The organism is Bradyrhizobium sp. HKCCYLRH3099, from assembly GCF_051167855.1.
Taxonomy (GTDB): Bacteria; Pseudomonadota; Alphaproteobacteria; order Rhizobiales; family Xanthobacteraceae; genus Bradyrhizobium.
The window spans coordinates 39,262-53,247 of sequence record NZ_JBNPTW010000009.1 but is presented as its reverse complement, the minus strand read 5'-3'; the positions used below and the strand labels follow the sequence as shown (position 1 = coordinate 53,247).

Sequence of the window (13,986 nt, the reverse complement as noted above, 5' to 3'; positions counted from 1 at the left end):
ACAGTCGCAGAGAAGGCCATGCGTTCCATGGCCCAGCAGCGCGTACCCCCCACGCCGAACAACTTCCATCTGTGGTTCAAGTACTCGCTGGGGTCGGCGTCGGACCTGAAGCGAGCTGTCGACATTCTCGTCAGCAACAAGCGCAAGTTCGACAAGACGACCAATCAGGCGCTGTTCGATACCTATATCGGTCAGCAGGGAACGGAAGCGGCCGTCGTCCACAAAGTCTCGCAGCAGTTGCATGGCGTCATGGACTCCGCCAAGCAGTATCTGACCGCCGCCATCGCCGACAACCGCACGCACATGGCGGCGATCGACGGCGTCGCCGAGCAGAACGAGCAGGGCGTCGATCCGAAGATCCTGATCGAGAGTCTGGTCAGCGAGCTGGCGCAGGCCACCGCGCGCGCGGCGAAGCTGGAAGCGAACTTCGCCGAAAAGTCGCGTGAGCTCGACACCATCAGGGACTCGCTCAACAAATCGGAGCAGCGCGCGCGCACCGACACCCTCACGGGTCTGCCGAACCGCCGCGCGCTCGAAGAGTTCTTCCGCCATGCGCAGATCGAGGCGATGGAGCGCGACGAGCCGCTCGCCATTCTCCTGATCGATGTCGATCACTTCAAGCGGTTCAACGACAGTTACGGTCACGGCGTCGGCGACCAGGTGCTGCGGCTCGTGGCCAAGGCGTTGCGCGAGCGCGTCCGCGACAACGATCTGCCGGCGCGCTACGGCGGCGAGGAACTGATCGCGGTGCTGCCGCAGACCGATCTCGAGGGCTGCACGGCCATCGCCGAACGCATCCGCCGCACGATCGCCGATTGCCAGTTCACGCGGCGCTCGACCGGCGAAGTGCTGCCGCAGATCACGGTGTCGATCGGCGTCGGTCAATTCCAGTTCGGCGAGTCGATGGCTGATCTGATCGATCGCTGCGATCGTGCGCTGTATCTCGCCAAGAAGCTCGGCCGCAATCGCGTCGTCACCGAGCTCGAGCTCGACCGCAAACTGGCCGTCGGCTGATCAGCTCGAGCTGATCGGTTCAAGGCTGCGGCTCAGCCGGTGCGCGCCACGTCCCTGCTCGCATTTGCGACGTCGCCGAAGCCGTGTCCGACGACCGTGTTGCGTCCGCGATGCTTGGCGGCATACAGCGCGGCATCAGCCGCCTCGATCAGATCCGCAGGAGTCAGCGAATCATTGGGCAGTGTGCACGCCACGCCCACGCTGACCGTGACACAACGATGCGCCGACGTTGCGTGCGGCAGTTCGAGCTCCAGCACGGCGGCGCGCACCCGCTCGCCGATTTCGAGCGCCTGCCTCGCGTTCATTCCCGGCAGCAGCAGGCAGAATTCCTCGCCGCCATAGCGGCCGGCAAAGGCCATGGTCGAGCCCGCGATCTCCGCCAGCGTCTCGCCCAGCCGTGACAGGCAGGCGTCGCCTTCGGGATGACCGTAGGTATCGTTGTAGAGCTTGAAATGATCGACATCGATCATCAGCAACGACAGCTCGCTGCCGGTCTGCTGCGCCCGCGCCCATTCGATATCGATGCGGTTCTGGAAGCCGCGCCGGTTGGCGAGCCCAGACAGCATGTCGATCGACGCCATCACCGTCAGCCGGTCGTTGGCGGCGACCAGCTCACGCTCGCGCTGGCCGAGTTTCGCCGCCATTGCATTGAACGATCTTGCCAGCGGCACGAATTCCGAAGGGAGATTCTTGGTGGCGACGCGGGCCGACCAGTGACCCAGGCCGAAGCGCTTGGCCGTCGCGGCGAGCATGTTGACCGGCTTGACGATCAGCTTTTCGGCGGCGATCAGCGCGCCGAGCAGCACGATCAGGCACACCAGGCCGGCCTGCACATAGGCATTGTGGATCTCGCGGTCGATCGCCGCGGTGACGCGGGTCTCGTCGATGCTGACGATCAGACGCGAGCCGGTATCGGCGATGCGGGTGAAGGTGATGGCCCGCTTCGATCCATCCGCTGCCGTGAAGCTCAACGTCTCGGTCGGCTTGCTGGAGCTCAGGGCGGTCTCCGTCACCGCCGACAACAGCGGCACGCTGTCGAGCGGTCGGCCGATCAGTTCCGCATACCCGGCCGGCGCGGCCAGCACGGTTCCCTCGCTGTCGATCAGCACCGCGGTGATGCCTGGACGGTTGCCAAGATTGCTCATGATCTTGGACATCCATTCCAGGTTCACGCTCGCGAGCATGACGGCGTCGGGCTCGCCGGTGAACGCGGCGACCGGATAGGCGGCCATCACGATCGGCACATGCGTCGGCTTCGACAGCAAATAATCGGAGAAGACGAAGTCGCGCGCTTCCTGGGCGCCGCGGAAATAGGGCCGGTCGCTGAAATCCAGCCCCACATACTGATTGTTGGTCGAGCACTGGATGCGGCCGTCGCGGCCGGCGATCATCAGCGTGCGGATCCAGGGCAAGGTCGCCGGCAGGCTGGCGCGCATCATGTCGCAGCTGCGGCTGATGCCGGCCGCGGACGCGCGGACATAGGCGGTCGACTTCAGCACGGTCTCGACCGACATGATGACTTCGCGCTGCATGTCGGCGCTTTGCCGAGCGAGCGCAAAGAACTCCTCGGACGCGAGCGCGATCTGGCGGGTCCGGGCGCCTTCCAGGGAGCGGGCGCGTTCCAGCATCAGCGGCGCGACCAGGATCAGGGCGAGCAGCGCCAGCCGGGCGCGAATCCCCATCAGCCGGTTCAGCTTCACTCTATTGCGATTGAAGCGGATGCTTGGCATTTCTTCCCCCTACCCCCGGCTGTGCAGGGTAAGGAGAAGGGCTCAAGAACCCTTTCTCGAACTCCGTAAAATTGCAGCTAAACCCGTAAATCTACCGGACCCGCGGACCCCTGATCGTGACCGATGCCCCCAACGCCCTGTCTTCGTCATCACAGACCGCGCTCGCCGCCGTCGAGCAGCAGATCCAGCGCGCCTGCAGCGACGCCCAGCGCGCGCGTGACTCGGTGACCCTGATCGCGGTGTCGAAGACGTTCGCGGCCGAGGCGATCGAGCCGGTGATCACGGCCGGGCAGCGCGTGTTCGGAGAGAACCGGGTTCAGGAGGCCAAGGGCAAGTGGCCGGCGCTGATGACTGCGCATCCCGGCCTGTCGCTGCACCTGATCGGGCCGTTGCAGTCCAACAAGGCAAAGGAGGCGGTGGCGCTGTTCGACGCCATTCACTCCGTCGATCGGCCGAGTCTCTGCACGGCGCTGGCCAAGGAAATCGCGGCTCAGGGCCGGCATCCCCAGCTCTTCGTCCAGATCAACACCGGCGAGGAGCCGCAGAAGGCCGGCATCGCGCCCGGCGACGCCGACGCCTTCCTCGCGGCCTGTCGCAAGGATTACGGGCTGGAGATTTCCGGCCTGATGTGCATTCCGCCGGTCGACCAGGCGCCGGGACCGCATTTCGCGCTGACCGCCAAGATTGCCGCCCGCAACGGACTGTCGAATCTTTCGATGGGCATGAGCGCCGATTTCGCCACCGCGATCCAGTTCGGCGCCACCCATGTGCGCGTCGGCTCGGCGATCTTCGGGCACCGCTGACGGTGCATCAATGTCAGGCTCCGTTATTCGAACCTGACGGACACCCGCCCGAGGTCGCCGAAATCCGCTTCCATCACGTCCCCCGGCCCGATCGGCAGCGGCGGATGGCAGGTGCCGGTGGTGACCACCTGCCCTGCCCGCGCGGTGATGCCGAGCTGGCGCAGCTCGTTGACCAGCCAGGCCAGGGCGATCCGGGGATCGCCAAGCACGTTGCGGCCATGGCCGGTGAAGGTGTCGCCGCGCAACGTGATGCGCGGCCGCTCGTCGACCAGGTCGCGGCCGCGCCAGTCGGCTGAGGTCGGCGCTCCCAGCACGAACAGATGGGCGCAGGCGTTGTCGGCGATCAGCTGCGCCTCCCCTGCGCTGACGAAATCAGCGAATCGCGAATCCGGAATCTCGATCGCCGGGTGCAGCGTGTCGACGGCCGCGAGCACCTCGGCGGCATCATAAGGTGTCGGTCGTGGCGGCAGGTCCCGTCCCAGGCGAAACGCGAATTCCGGCTCCGCGACCCGCATCTCGTTGCCTGCCATGGACGCGATGCCGCCGACCGGCAGCACGGTCTCGGCCAGGATGCGGCCGGCCATCGGACCGGCGACATTGATATGGCGCTGTCCCGCTTCGCTGGTGGCCGCGATCTTCCAGCCGAACAGCGGCTGGCGCGATTGGCGCTCGATCTCGGCCTGGATGGCGTAGCCCTCGGCACGGTCGTGGGGACGAAGATCCGGCGGCAATGCCGCCAGCTTGCGGCCTGATGTCCAGTGGTCGTTCAGAATGCCGGAAGCGCCGGCAAGCCTGTCCGCTGCGCGCATGATGTCCTCCCCGTCTCTGACCCTTCTTTTATTGAATGACGATCCTGGTGCGCGGACCGATCCTTTGCAACAGCCGCAGCATCGCCGGCCGGGTCATCGCCACGCAGCCGGCCGTCGGCCCGAAATTCGGCCGTGCGAGGTGCAGGAACACCGCGCTGCCCCGCCCCGCAATCCGCGGACGGGTGTTGTGGTCGATCTCGATGATGAAATCGTACAAATGGTCCTGCCGCGCGAGGCGGTCTCCGGGCTGGTCTCCGCACAGCTTCACCGGCTGGTTATAGTGCCGGTCGGCGGTGTCCTCGCACCAGGCGTCCTCGGGTCCGATCAGCCGGACCGGCAGAAAGGTCCGCGGGCGGGCATGCCGGTCCGCCCGCCACCAGAGACGGCGGGGGTAGAATGTGCCGCGCGGGGTACCGCCATCGCCCTCGCGCTTGTTGGCGAGGACGCCGCCGCGGCCGAGCGCCACCGGAATGATATGGCCCCAGATTGTCAGCCAGCCGCGCTGGCGGGAGCCCGCGGCGGTCCGAATCGACACAAGGGCTGCTGGCATGCCACGCGGCGAATTTGCTAATGTCATGAAACAACGTGCCTTTTCATTGCCATGCATTGCCCGTGAATTGCCTTATTGTCGGCAAATGGTCCGCTCCGCGAGTCGAACAGGACATTCATCTCATTCCCTGCCCAATTCTGGAGTACAGTGCTGGGCGCTTGTGAATCGATAACAGCCCCCTACTTCAAGACGGAACAGGGCTGATGAGCCTGTTTGCCCACCGTTGAAGGCGCCACCCACCTGATCCCGCCGGCGCCACCTAGAGGATTGTACAATGGCCAATGCCCGCAAGATCCTGATCGTGGATGACGACACCGATCTGCGCGACACCCTGATGGAGCAGCTCTCGCTGCATGATGAATTCGAGGCTCAGGCCGTCGATACCGGTGCCAAGGGTGCCAGCGCCGCAAAGGCCAATTCTCCCGATCTGGTGCTGATGGACGTCGGCCTGCCCGACACCGACGGCCGCGAGGTGGTGCGCAGCTTGCGAAAAGGCGGCTTCAAGGCCCCGATCATCATGCTGACCGGGCATGACACCGACTCGGATACGATCCTCGGGCTCGAGTCCGGCGCCAATGACTACGTCGCCAAGCCGTTCCGCTTCGCCGTGCTGCTCGCCCGCATCCGCGCCCAGCTTCGCCAGCACGAGGCCAGCGAGGACGCGGTGTTCTCGGTCGGCCCCTACAGCTTCCGCCCGGGCTCGAAGATGCTGACCGGCGCCAACGCCCGGAAGGTCCGCCTGACGGAAAAGGAAACCGCGATCCTTCGCTTCCTCTACCGCGCCGGCCAGCAGCCGGTGTCGCGCGAGACCCTGCTGCAGGAGGTCTGGGGCTACAATTCCGGCGTTACAACCCATACGCTGGAAACGCATATTTACCGTCTGCGGCAGAAGATCGAGAAAGATGCCGCGAATCCCGAGATTCTCGTCACCGAGGCCGGTGGATACAAGTTGGTACCGTGATAGGTTCGGGGATGGCGGTTTCGCCATTTATGTTATTGGTTCCATTCCGCCTTCCCCGGGCCCTAGATGTCGATCGAAGACGATATTGCGCTATTGGAGCGCGTCCCAACCTTGCGCCTTTTGGGAAGCGACTCACTGCGCATGATCGCGATCGGCTCCGAGCAGCGTAACGTCCAGAGCGGCGAAACGCTGTTCCGCGAGGGCGACACCGCCGATTGCGGCTATGTCGTCCAGCGCGGCGCGCTGCGCATCAATGACGAAGCCGGTGCCGAGATCGTCGCCACGCCGACGATGCTGATCGGCGAACTCGCGCTGCTGGTCGAGATGCGGCGCCCGGCCACCGCGACCGCCTTGGAATATTCGACCGTGGTGCGCATCTCGCGCAGCCTGTTCCAACGCGTGCTCGAAAGCGATGCGATGGCCGCCCGGCGGCTCCGCGACGAGTTCGCCCACCGCGCCAGCCGGATCGCCAACGACATCATGATGGCCGGCGCGAAGCTGATGTCGTGAGCGCACGGCTGAGAGAGCGGTTGCACATCTGATCCCCCGTCATTCCGGGGCAAGGCCGCAGGCCTTGAACCCGGAATCCCGAGCTTGTCTTGCGCCCATTTCAACAAGCTCGAGATTCCGGGTTCAATCGCCAAAGCGCCGTCGCTTTGCGACTGCGCCTTGTCGATTGCCCCGGAATGACGGCGAAGGCGCCACGAGTCAGCTCACACCGAAGCGGCTAACTACACGTCCAGCGTCACCGTCACCGGCACATGGTCCGATGGCCGCTCCCAGCTCCGCGCATCGCGCAGGATCTTGAAGTCGCTGACGCGGTCCTTCAGCGCCCGCGATACCCAGATGTGGTCGAGCCGTCGGCCGCGGTCGCCGACGGTCCAGTCGGCGGCGCGGTAGCTCCACCACGTGTAGACCTTCTCCGACATCGGGATGCGCTCGCGCGCGACATCGACCCATTCGCCATGGCTCTGCGCCGCCAGCAGCTTCTCGGTCTCGATCGGTGTGTGCGACACCACCTTCAGGAGTTGCTTGTGCGACCACACGTCGTGCTCATGCGGCGCGACGTTGAGATCGCCGACCAGGATGTGGCGGTCGTCGCCGCGCGGATGCAGCGGCTCGCACGCCTTCATCTCGTCGAGGAATTGCAGCTTGTGCTCGAATTTCGGATTGAGCGCGGGATCGGGAATGTCGCCGCCGGCCGGCACGTAGAAATTATGCAGCACCAGCGGCTGCGCGAGCTGCGCCTTCTCGCCGAACGCCACGCTGATGTGACGCGAATCCACCTTGTCGCAGAAGGTCCGGACGTTCGTCGTCTCGAACGGCCATTTCGAGATCACGGCGACGCCGTGATAGCCCTTCTGCCCGTTCAGCGCGATGTGCTCATAGCCGAGCCGCTTGAAGCGCTTCAGCGGGAAGGCATCATCGATGCACTTGGTCTCCTGCAGGCACAGCACATCGGGCCGGACCTGCTTGATGAGCTTGGCGACGAGATCGATGCGCAGGCGCACCGAATTGATGTTCCAGGTGGTCAGGACGAGACGCATGAGATCTGCGATAGCATGGATTGCACTGCCGTCAGCGCCCGAGCCTGGGCCGTGGCGCGGCCGATTGACTGCACCACGAGGGCTTTTCCCCAACTAACTGGATTGCGTGTTCAACGCCGCTTGGCCTCGATCACGTCCCACACGCGCGCCGCGATGTCGGGGCCGCCGAGCCGCGAGATCGCGCGGATGCCGGTCGGCGAGGTCACGTTGATCTCGGTGAGATTGCCGTCGATGACGTCGATGCCGACCAGCAGCAGGCCGCGGGCGCGCAGCTCCGGTCCGAGCGTGTCGCAGATCTCGCGCTCGCGCGGGCTGAGCTCGGTCGCCTGCGCGGCGCCGCCGCGCACCATGTTGGAGCGGAGGTCATCGGCGGCCGGCACGCGGTTGACGGCGCCGGCGAACTCGCCGTCGACCAGGATGATGCGCTTGTCGCCGTGCTTCACCTCGGGAAGGAAGCGCTGGATCACCCAGGGCTCCTTGAACGTCACCGAGAACATGTCGAACAGCGAGCCGAAATTCATGTCCTGCGGCATCACGCGGAAGACCGCCGCGCCGCCATGGCCATGCAGCGGCTTCATCACCACGGCGCCGTGCTGGTCGCGGAAGGCGTTGATCTCGTCGATATCCCGCGAGATCAAGGTCGGCGGCATCAGCTGCGGAAAATTCATCACGAACAGCTTTTCCGGCGCATTGCGCACGCTGGCGGGATCGTTGACCACCAGCGTCTTCGGATGGATGCGCTCGAGGAAATGCGTCGAGGTGATGTAGGCGAGATCGAACGGCGGATCCTGCCGCAGCAGCACGACGTCGAACGAGGTGAGCGCGGTCGGCTTCGGCTCGCCGAGCGTGAAGTGATCGCCGACCTCGTCGCGCACCGTCAGCGCCTGCACCGGCGCGTACAGCTCGTCGCCGCGCAGCGACAGCTTGTCCGGCGTGTAGTAGCACAGCCCGTGGCCGCGCCGCTGCGCTTCGAGCAGCATCGCAAACGTCGAGTCGCCGCGGATGTTGATGCGCGCGATCGGGTCCATCTGGACGGCGACATTCAGTTTCATGGGCAGGTCCCGGTCTCTGTCGTGTGAGTTCTGGTCGTATGGCTCATGTCAGGTGCTGGCGTCGAAGGCTGCGATCAGATGGCGCGGCAGGCTGCGCGGCGCAACCAGAATCGCGTCGAACCGCAGCTCCAATTCGGCATGGTCGGGATGCGCCGCCAGCCAGGCCTGCGCGGCAGCGATGATGCGCTGCTGCTGGCGCGGCGTCACCGCGTAGGCGGCATCGTCGAGCGAGGCGCGGGCCTTGACCTCGACGAAGGCAACCAGGCCGCGCTTGCGCGCGATGATGTCGATCTCGCCATGCGGCGTGCGGAAGCGTTTGGCGAGGATGCGATAGCCCTTGGCGATCAGCAGCGCCGCCGCGCGCGCCTCCGCCGACAGGCCGGTGCGGAAGGCGGCGACGCGCTCGGGGGCGGCCGTCTTGGCGGGCTTGCCGGCCGCAGGCTCAGTCTTCGCCATCGGCCGTGTCCTTGGCGAGCTCCAGCGCGCGTGCGTAGACTTCGCGCCGTGGGCGGCCCGAGAGTTCGACGGCATGCATCACGGCGTCCTTGACGCTTGACCGCTGCAGCAGGTCTCTCAGGACCGCATCCAGCGCATCCTGCGTCAACACCTCGGCATCGCGCGGCGGCGGGCCGATGACCAGCACGAACTCGCCGCGCGTCTCGAGCTCAGCGGCCCCGGCCGCGAGCTCGCCGACGGGTCCGCGCAGAACTTCCTCGTGCAGCTTGGTCAGCTCGCGGCAGATCGCGGCGTTGCGTCCCTTCATCGCGTCGGCGAGATCAGCCAGCGTGTCCTGAACACGGCTGCCCGCCTCGAACACCACCACCGTCGCTTCGATGCGCGCGAGCTCCGACAGCCGCGTCCGCCGCGCCTGCTGCTTGGCCGGCAGGAAGCCCTCGAAGAAGAAGCGGTCGGTCGGCAACGCGGCCACGGTGAGCGCGGCGAGCACGGCGGAGGGTCCGGGCAGTGCCGTGACCGAGTGGCCCGCGTCACAGGCCGCGCGCACCAGCTTGTAGCCGGGATCGGAGATCAGCGGGGTTCCGGCGTCGGACACCAGCGCGATCGCCGCGCCCTCGGCCAGCCGCTGCAAGATCTTCGGCCTGACGGCCTCGGCATTGTGCTCGTGATAGGCGGCGAGCTCCGCGGACAGGCCGTAGCGCTCGGCGAGACGCCGGGTGATTCGCGTGTCCTCGCAGAAGATCATGTCGGCGCCGGCGAGCGTGTCCAGCGCGCGCAGGGTGATATCGCCGAGATTGCCGATCGGGGTTGCCACGAGATGCAGCCCCGGACGTGCCCTGGCCGCCGCAACGGCCTGCCCCGCCACCAGATAGGTCGGCGTGCTGGAAGATTTGCCGTCACCCGGCGGCGTGTTCGGGATTGCGTTGGCGCCCATCGCGGTAATTTAAAGGGCGCGTCGCGGGAATGCCATAAGGGAACGATCGGGCGGGCGGGTCGAAGTTCCCGGCCGCGCATGCCGTTCATCGCAGCTTCAAGTTCGAACCCGCACAAATCCGGTGTTGCGTGAGAGCAGGGGATAGCGCGTGCAAAACGCCGAATTGATCCGCCGTGTGGCGCTGACAGCCTTTTGTTTTGCTTAACTATTCGTCGACAATATGAGTGAATCAGCACGGCCTGGGGGGCGTGCGTTTGGGGAACTTCTGGCCGTAACAGGCCGAACGAAGAGATGCCATGGTGGGCCCGCGTGATCCCAACTCTCTCCGTCCGGGACCCCATGGGGTTGCCCGGCGAACGGCGCTGGGTCTGATCCTGGGCGCGCCGATCCTGTCGGCGTGCTCGAGCGTGCAGAACCCCTTCGAGCAGGCGACGGCGCCCGCCGGCCCGCCGCAGCAGCCGGCGGTGGCCGGCAACGGTCAGGTCAAGGTCGGTCTGATCCTGCCGCTGTCGGCGTCCGGCAATGCCGGCGTCGCGGCGCAGTCGATGAAGAACGCCGCCGAGATGGCGCTCGCCGAGTTTCAGAATCCCAACATCCAGCTTCTGATCAAGGACGATGCCGGCAGCCAGCCGGGTGCGCAGCAAGGCGCCCAGCAGGCCTCCGACGAGGGCGCCGAAATCATCCTGGGTCCGCTGTTCGCCGGATCAGTCCCCGCGGTGGCCCAGGTGGCGCGAACCCGCAACATCTCCGTGATCGCCTTCTCGACCGATTCGAGCGTCGCCGGGCGGGGCGTCTATCTGCTCAGCTTCCTGCCGGAATCCGATGCGACGCGGATCGTCGACTACTCCGCCGGCGTGGGCAAGCGCTCCTTCGCGGCGCTGCTGCCCGACAATGCCTATGGCACCGTGGTCGAAGGCGCGTTCAAGACCGCCGTCAGCCGGCGCGGCGGACGCATCGTGGCGTTCGAGAAGTATTCCGGCGATCGGACCGGGCCGGCGCGCACCGTCGCACAGGCGCTCGGCGGCGCCGATGCGTTGCTGCTCGCCGATGACGGCGAATCGGTTGCGGCCACCGCCGATGCGCTGACCGCGGCCGGCGCGAACCTGCGCAACATTCAGCTGCTCGGCACCGGGCTGTGGGACAATCCGCGCGTCTATGCCAGCGCCAGTCTGCAAGGCGGCCTCTATGCCGCGCCGGACCCGTCCGGATTCCGCGCCTTCGCCGGGCGATACCGCACGCGCTTCGGCGGCGACCCCGTGCGCACGGCGACATTGGCCTATGACGCGGTGGCGCTGGTCGCCGCGCTGGCCCGCACCCAAGGCGCGCAGCGTTTCGCACCGGATGTGCTGACCAATGCCTCCGGCTTCGCCGGCATCGACGGGCTGTTTCGCTTCCGCAGCGACGGCACCAATGAGCGCGGACTCGCCGTGATGCGCGTCGCCTCGGGTGGTGGTCAGGCCATCGCCGGCGCACCCAAGAGCTTCAGCGCCACTTGAGAGAGTGCGCCGTCAGGCCGCGAGATCGGCGACGACGGCGTCGAGCACCGGGAAGCCGTCCTGGGTGACGCGCAGCCGTCCGTCCGGCTCGACCGCGATGGCGCCCTCCTCGCGCAGCAGCGCAATGCGGCGCGGATCGAGTGTGCGGCCTGAGATCGCGGCATAGCGCTGGGGATCGATACCTTCGCGCAGGCGCAGCCCCATCAGCAGGAATTCGTCGGCGCGCTCCTCGCTGTTGAGGAGGTCGTCGGTCATCACGCCGTGCCCGTTGGATTCGACCCGCATCAGCCAGGCCTCCGGCCGCTTGTCGGTCGCGGTCGCGTGCCTCAGACCGTCGATGTCGAGCCGCCCATGCGCGCCCGGGCCGATGCCGGCATATTCCTGGCCGCGCCAGTAGACCAAATTGTGCCGGCACTCCGCGCCAGGCCGCGCGTGATTAGAGATCTCGTAGGCCGGCAGCCCATGGCGCGCGCAGACCTCCTGCGTGACGTCATACAGCGTCCGCGCGAGCCCTTCGTCCGGCGTCTTCAGCTTGCCGGCGGCGTGCAGCCCGAAGAACGGCGTGCCCTCTTCGATCGTGAGCTGATAGAGCGACAGATGCTCGGCCGCCTCGCCGATCGCGCGGTTCAGCTCCTCGGTCCACATCGCTGGCGTCTGGTCAGGCCGCGCGTAGATGAGATCGAACGAATAGCGGTCGAACGCGCCGCGTGCGATGGCGACGGCCTTCATCGCCTCTTCGGCCGTGTGCAGGCGTCCCAGCATCTTCAGCGACGCATCGTCCATCGCCTGGACGCCGAGCGAGACGCGGTTGACGCCGGCTGCGCGGTAGCCCGCAAAGCGCGTCGCCTCGACGCTGGTCGGGTTGGCCTCCAGCGACACCTCGACGTCAGCGGCGACGCGCCAGTGCTTGCCGATCGCATCGAGAATGGCGCCGACCGTCTGCGGCTGCATCAGCGACGGCGTGCCGCCGCCGAGAAAGATCGAGGTGACGGTGCGTGGTCCGGTCCGCGCCGCCGTGGTCGCGATCTCCCGGGCGAAGGCGCGCGCGAAGCGGTCCTGGTCGATGGCGGCATGCCGGACGTGGCTGTTGAAGTCGCAATACGGACATTTCGACAGGCAGAACGGCCAGTGCACATAGACGCCGAACGCTTCGCTGTCAGCGCTGCTCAAGACAGATCTCCGCGAGTTTCACGAAGGCGCGGGCACGGTGCGACAGGCCAAGGCCCAGCGGCGGCAGGCCGTGCTTCTCGATGCTCGTCATCTCGCCGAAGGTCCGGTCATGTCCTTCGGGCAGGAACATCGGGTCATAGCCGAAACCGGCAGTGCCGCGGGGCGGCCAGACCAGGGTGCCGTCCACCCGCGCCTCGACCTCCTCGACGTGTCCGTCCGGCCAGGCGACGCACAGCGCCGAGACGAAATGCGCGGTGCGCTTGTCGGCGGTGACAGCGCCGCGCTCCTGCAGCAGGCGCTCGATCTGCGCCATCGCCGCGGCGAAATCCTTGGTCGGTCCGGCCCAGCGCGCGGAATAGATGCCCGGCGCGCCGTCGAGCCCATGGACGACGATCCCGGAATCGTCGGCGAAGGCCGGCAGCTGGGCGGCCTCGGCCGCGGCCACCGCCTTGATGCGGGCGTTCGCCTGGAAGGTGTCGCCAGTCTCCTCGGGTTCGCCGAGCCCGAGTTCGCCCGCCGAGACGGCCTCCACGCCATAGGGCGCCAGCAACTCGCGCATCTCGACGAGCTTGCCGGAATTATGGGTCGCAATGACGATGCGGCCAGTGATCGGGCGGTGTGGGCTGCTCACGCGACCGCCATCTTCTGCAGGTCGACCAGGCGGGCGACGCCCTTGCGGGCCAGCGCCATCAGCGCCAGGAACTCGGCTTCCGTGAACGGGGTCTTCTCGGCCGTGCCCTGCACCTCGATGATGCGGCCGTCGCCGGTCATGACGAAATTGGCGTCGGTCTCGGCCTCGGAATCCTCGGCATAGTCGAGGTCGAGCACCGGCGTGCCGTTGTAGATGCCACAGGAGATCGCGGCGACGTTGGCGCGCAGCACCTCGGCCTTGAGCATGTTCCGCGTCTTCATCCATTTGATGCAGTCGGCCAGCGCCACCCAGGCGCCGGTGATCGAGGCGGTGCGGGTGCCGCCGTCGGCCTGCAGCACGTCGCAATCGACCGTGATCTGGCGTTCGCCGAGGGCCTCCAGGTCGATCGCGGTGCGCAGCGAGCGGCCGATCAGGCGCTGGATCTCCACGGTGCGGCCGGTCTGCTTGCCGGCCGAGGCCTCGCGGCGGGTCCGTTCGGAGGTGGCGCGCGGCAGCATGCCGTATTCGGCCGTGATCCAGCCCCGGCCCTGCCCCTTGAGCCACGGCGGCAGCCGGTCCTCCAGGGTGGCGGTGACCAGCACATGGGTGTCGCCGAATTTCACCAGGCAGGAGCCTTCGGCGTATTTGACGACGCCGCGTTCCAGGCTCACGGGCCGCAATTCATCCGGTGCACGGCGGCTCGGCCGCATGGGTTCTCTCCGTGAATGGAAGGCGCAAGGGGTGTTGATCGGCCTTGTAGGAGCCGGGGCGGGACGCGGCAAGGGCTTATCGGGCCGCGGGGCGCGACCCATGACCCGCTTGCCACCGAGCCG

15 protein-coding genes are annotated in these 13,986 nt (G+C 66.8%); 5 read left to right on the top strand and 10 right to left on the bottom strand.

Features of this window, described 5'->3' with window-relative positions:
* The first annotated feature begins 27 nt into the window (after window positions 1-27).
* A complete protein-coding gene (locus ACQR1Y_RS18645) occupies window positions 28-1,014 on the top strand; it encodes a GGDEF domain-containing protein (protein WP_434858291.1) in 987 nt (328 codons plus the stop codon).
* A 32-nt stretch (window positions 1,015-1,046) separates the two neighbouring features.
* Here the strand turns inward: ACQR1Y_RS18645 and ACQR1Y_RS18640 are convergent, their stop codons facing one another.
* Window positions 1,047-2,744, bottom strand: coding sequence for a sensor domain-containing diguanylate cyclase (locus tag ACQR1Y_RS18640; protein WP_434877774.1), 1,698 nt, complete (start codon window positions 2,742-2,744; stop codon window positions 1,047-1,049).
* Window positions 2,745-2,860: 116 nt separating this feature from the next.
* Here ACQR1Y_RS18640 and ACQR1Y_RS18635 point away from each other — a divergent pair, with 116 nt between their 5' ends.
* Complete coding sequence (locus tag ACQR1Y_RS18635; RefSeq protein ID WP_434877775.1) at window positions 2,861-3,547, top strand: YggS family pyridoxal phosphate-dependent enzyme; 687 nt, start codon at window positions 2,861-2,863, stop codon at window positions 3,545-3,547.
* 23 nt (window positions 3,548-3,570) lie between these two features.
* On the opposite strand, the gene ACQR1Y_RS18630 is transcribed toward ACQR1Y_RS18635, so the two are convergent.
* Window positions 3,571-4,356, bottom strand: coding sequence for a 2-keto-4-pentenoate hydratase (locus ACQR1Y_RS18630; protein ID WP_434877776.1), 786 nt, complete (start codon window positions 4,354-4,356; stop codon window positions 3,571-3,573).
* Window positions 4,357-4,384: 28 nt separating this feature from the next.
* Window positions 4,385-4,906, bottom strand: a complete 522-nt coding sequence (locus tag ACQR1Y_RS18625) for a L,D-transpeptidase family protein (RefSeq protein ID WP_434877777.1) — start codon at window positions 4,904-4,906, stop codon at window positions 4,385-4,387.
* A 274-nt stretch (window positions 4,907-5,180) separates the two neighbouring features.
* On the opposite strand from ACQR1Y_RS18625, the gene ACQR1Y_RS18620 reads away from it, so the two are divergent.
* Together ACQR1Y_RS18620 and ACQR1Y_RS18615 are read left to right on the top strand one after the other, a co-directional pair.
* Complete coding sequence (locus ACQR1Y_RS18620) at window positions 5,181-5,867, top strand: response regulator transcription factor (RefSeq protein ID WP_006612692.1); 687 nt, start codon at window positions 5,181-5,183, stop codon at window positions 5,865-5,867.
* 66 nt (window positions 5,868-5,933) lie between these two features.
* The gene (locus ACQR1Y_RS18615) at window positions 5,934-6,377 is read left to right on the top strand and encodes a cyclic nucleotide-binding domain-containing protein (protein WP_434857961.1); all 444 of its coding nucleotides are present in this window, start codon (window positions 5,934-5,936) and stop codon (window positions 6,375-6,377) included.
* A 221-nt stretch (window positions 6,378-6,598) separates the two neighbouring features.
* On the opposite strand, the gene ACQR1Y_RS18610 is transcribed toward ACQR1Y_RS18615, so the two are convergent.
* The 4 genes from ACQR1Y_RS18610 to rsmI all read right to left on the bottom strand — a co-directional run bounded on the left by ACQR1Y_RS18610 (window position 6,599) and on the right by rsmI (window position 9,856).
* Window positions 6,599-7,414, bottom strand: a complete 816-nt coding sequence (locus ACQR1Y_RS18610) for an exodeoxyribonuclease III (RefSeq protein ID WP_434877778.1) — start codon at window positions 7,412-7,414, stop codon at window positions 6,599-6,601.
* A gap of 110 nt (window positions 7,415-7,524) precedes the next feature.
* Window positions 7,525-8,466, bottom strand: coding sequence for a glutathione synthase (gene gshB / locus ACQR1Y_RS18605; protein ID WP_434857963.1), 942 nt, complete (start codon window positions 8,464-8,466; stop codon window positions 7,525-7,527).
* Between the two features lie 48 nt (window positions 8,467-8,514).
* Window positions 8,515-8,922, bottom strand: coding sequence for a YraN family protein (locus ACQR1Y_RS18600; RefSeq protein WP_434877779.1), 408 nt, complete (start codon window positions 8,920-8,922; stop codon window positions 8,515-8,517).
* Complete coding sequence (gene rsmI, locus ACQR1Y_RS18595) at window positions 8,909-9,856, bottom strand: 16S rRNA (cytidine(1402)-2'-O)-methyltransferase (RefSeq protein WP_434877780.1); 948 nt, start codon at window positions 9,854-9,856, stop codon at window positions 8,909-8,911. Before rsmI ends, ACQR1Y_RS18600 begins: the two co-directional genes overlap by 14 nt.
* Window positions 9,857-10,152: 296 nt before the next feature.
* On the opposite strand from rsmI, the gene ACQR1Y_RS18590 reads away from it, so the two are divergent.
* Window positions 10,153-11,352, top strand: a complete 1,200-nt coding sequence (locus ACQR1Y_RS18590; RefSeq protein WP_434877781.1) for a penicillin-binding protein activator — start codon at window positions 10,153-10,155, stop codon at window positions 11,350-11,352.
* A gap of 12 nt (window positions 11,353-11,364) precedes the next feature.
* Here ACQR1Y_RS18590 and hemW read toward each other — a convergent pair whose 3' ends face one another.
* The 3 genes from hemW to rph are packed head-to-tail and all read right to left on the bottom strand — an operon-like array spanning window position 11,365 to window position 13,863.
* Complete coding sequence (gene hemW / locus ACQR1Y_RS18585) at window positions 11,365-12,522, bottom strand: radical SAM family heme chaperone HemW (RefSeq protein WP_434877782.1); 1,158 nt, start codon at window positions 12,520-12,522, stop codon at window positions 11,365-11,367.
* Window positions 12,509-13,153, bottom strand: coding sequence for an RdgB/HAM1 family non-canonical purine NTP pyrophosphatase (gene rdgB / locus ACQR1Y_RS18580; RefSeq protein ID WP_434877783.1), 645 nt, complete (start codon window positions 13,151-13,153; stop codon window positions 12,509-12,511). Before rdgB ends, hemW begins: the two co-directional genes overlap by 14 nt.
* Complete coding sequence (gene rph / locus ACQR1Y_RS18575; protein ID WP_434857969.1) at window positions 13,150-13,863, bottom strand: ribonuclease PH; 714 nt, start codon at window positions 13,861-13,863, stop codon at window positions 13,150-13,152. The genes rdgB and rph overlap by 4 nt, the downstream gene beginning before the upstream one ends.
* Window positions 13,864-13,986: the final 123 nt, after the last annotated feature.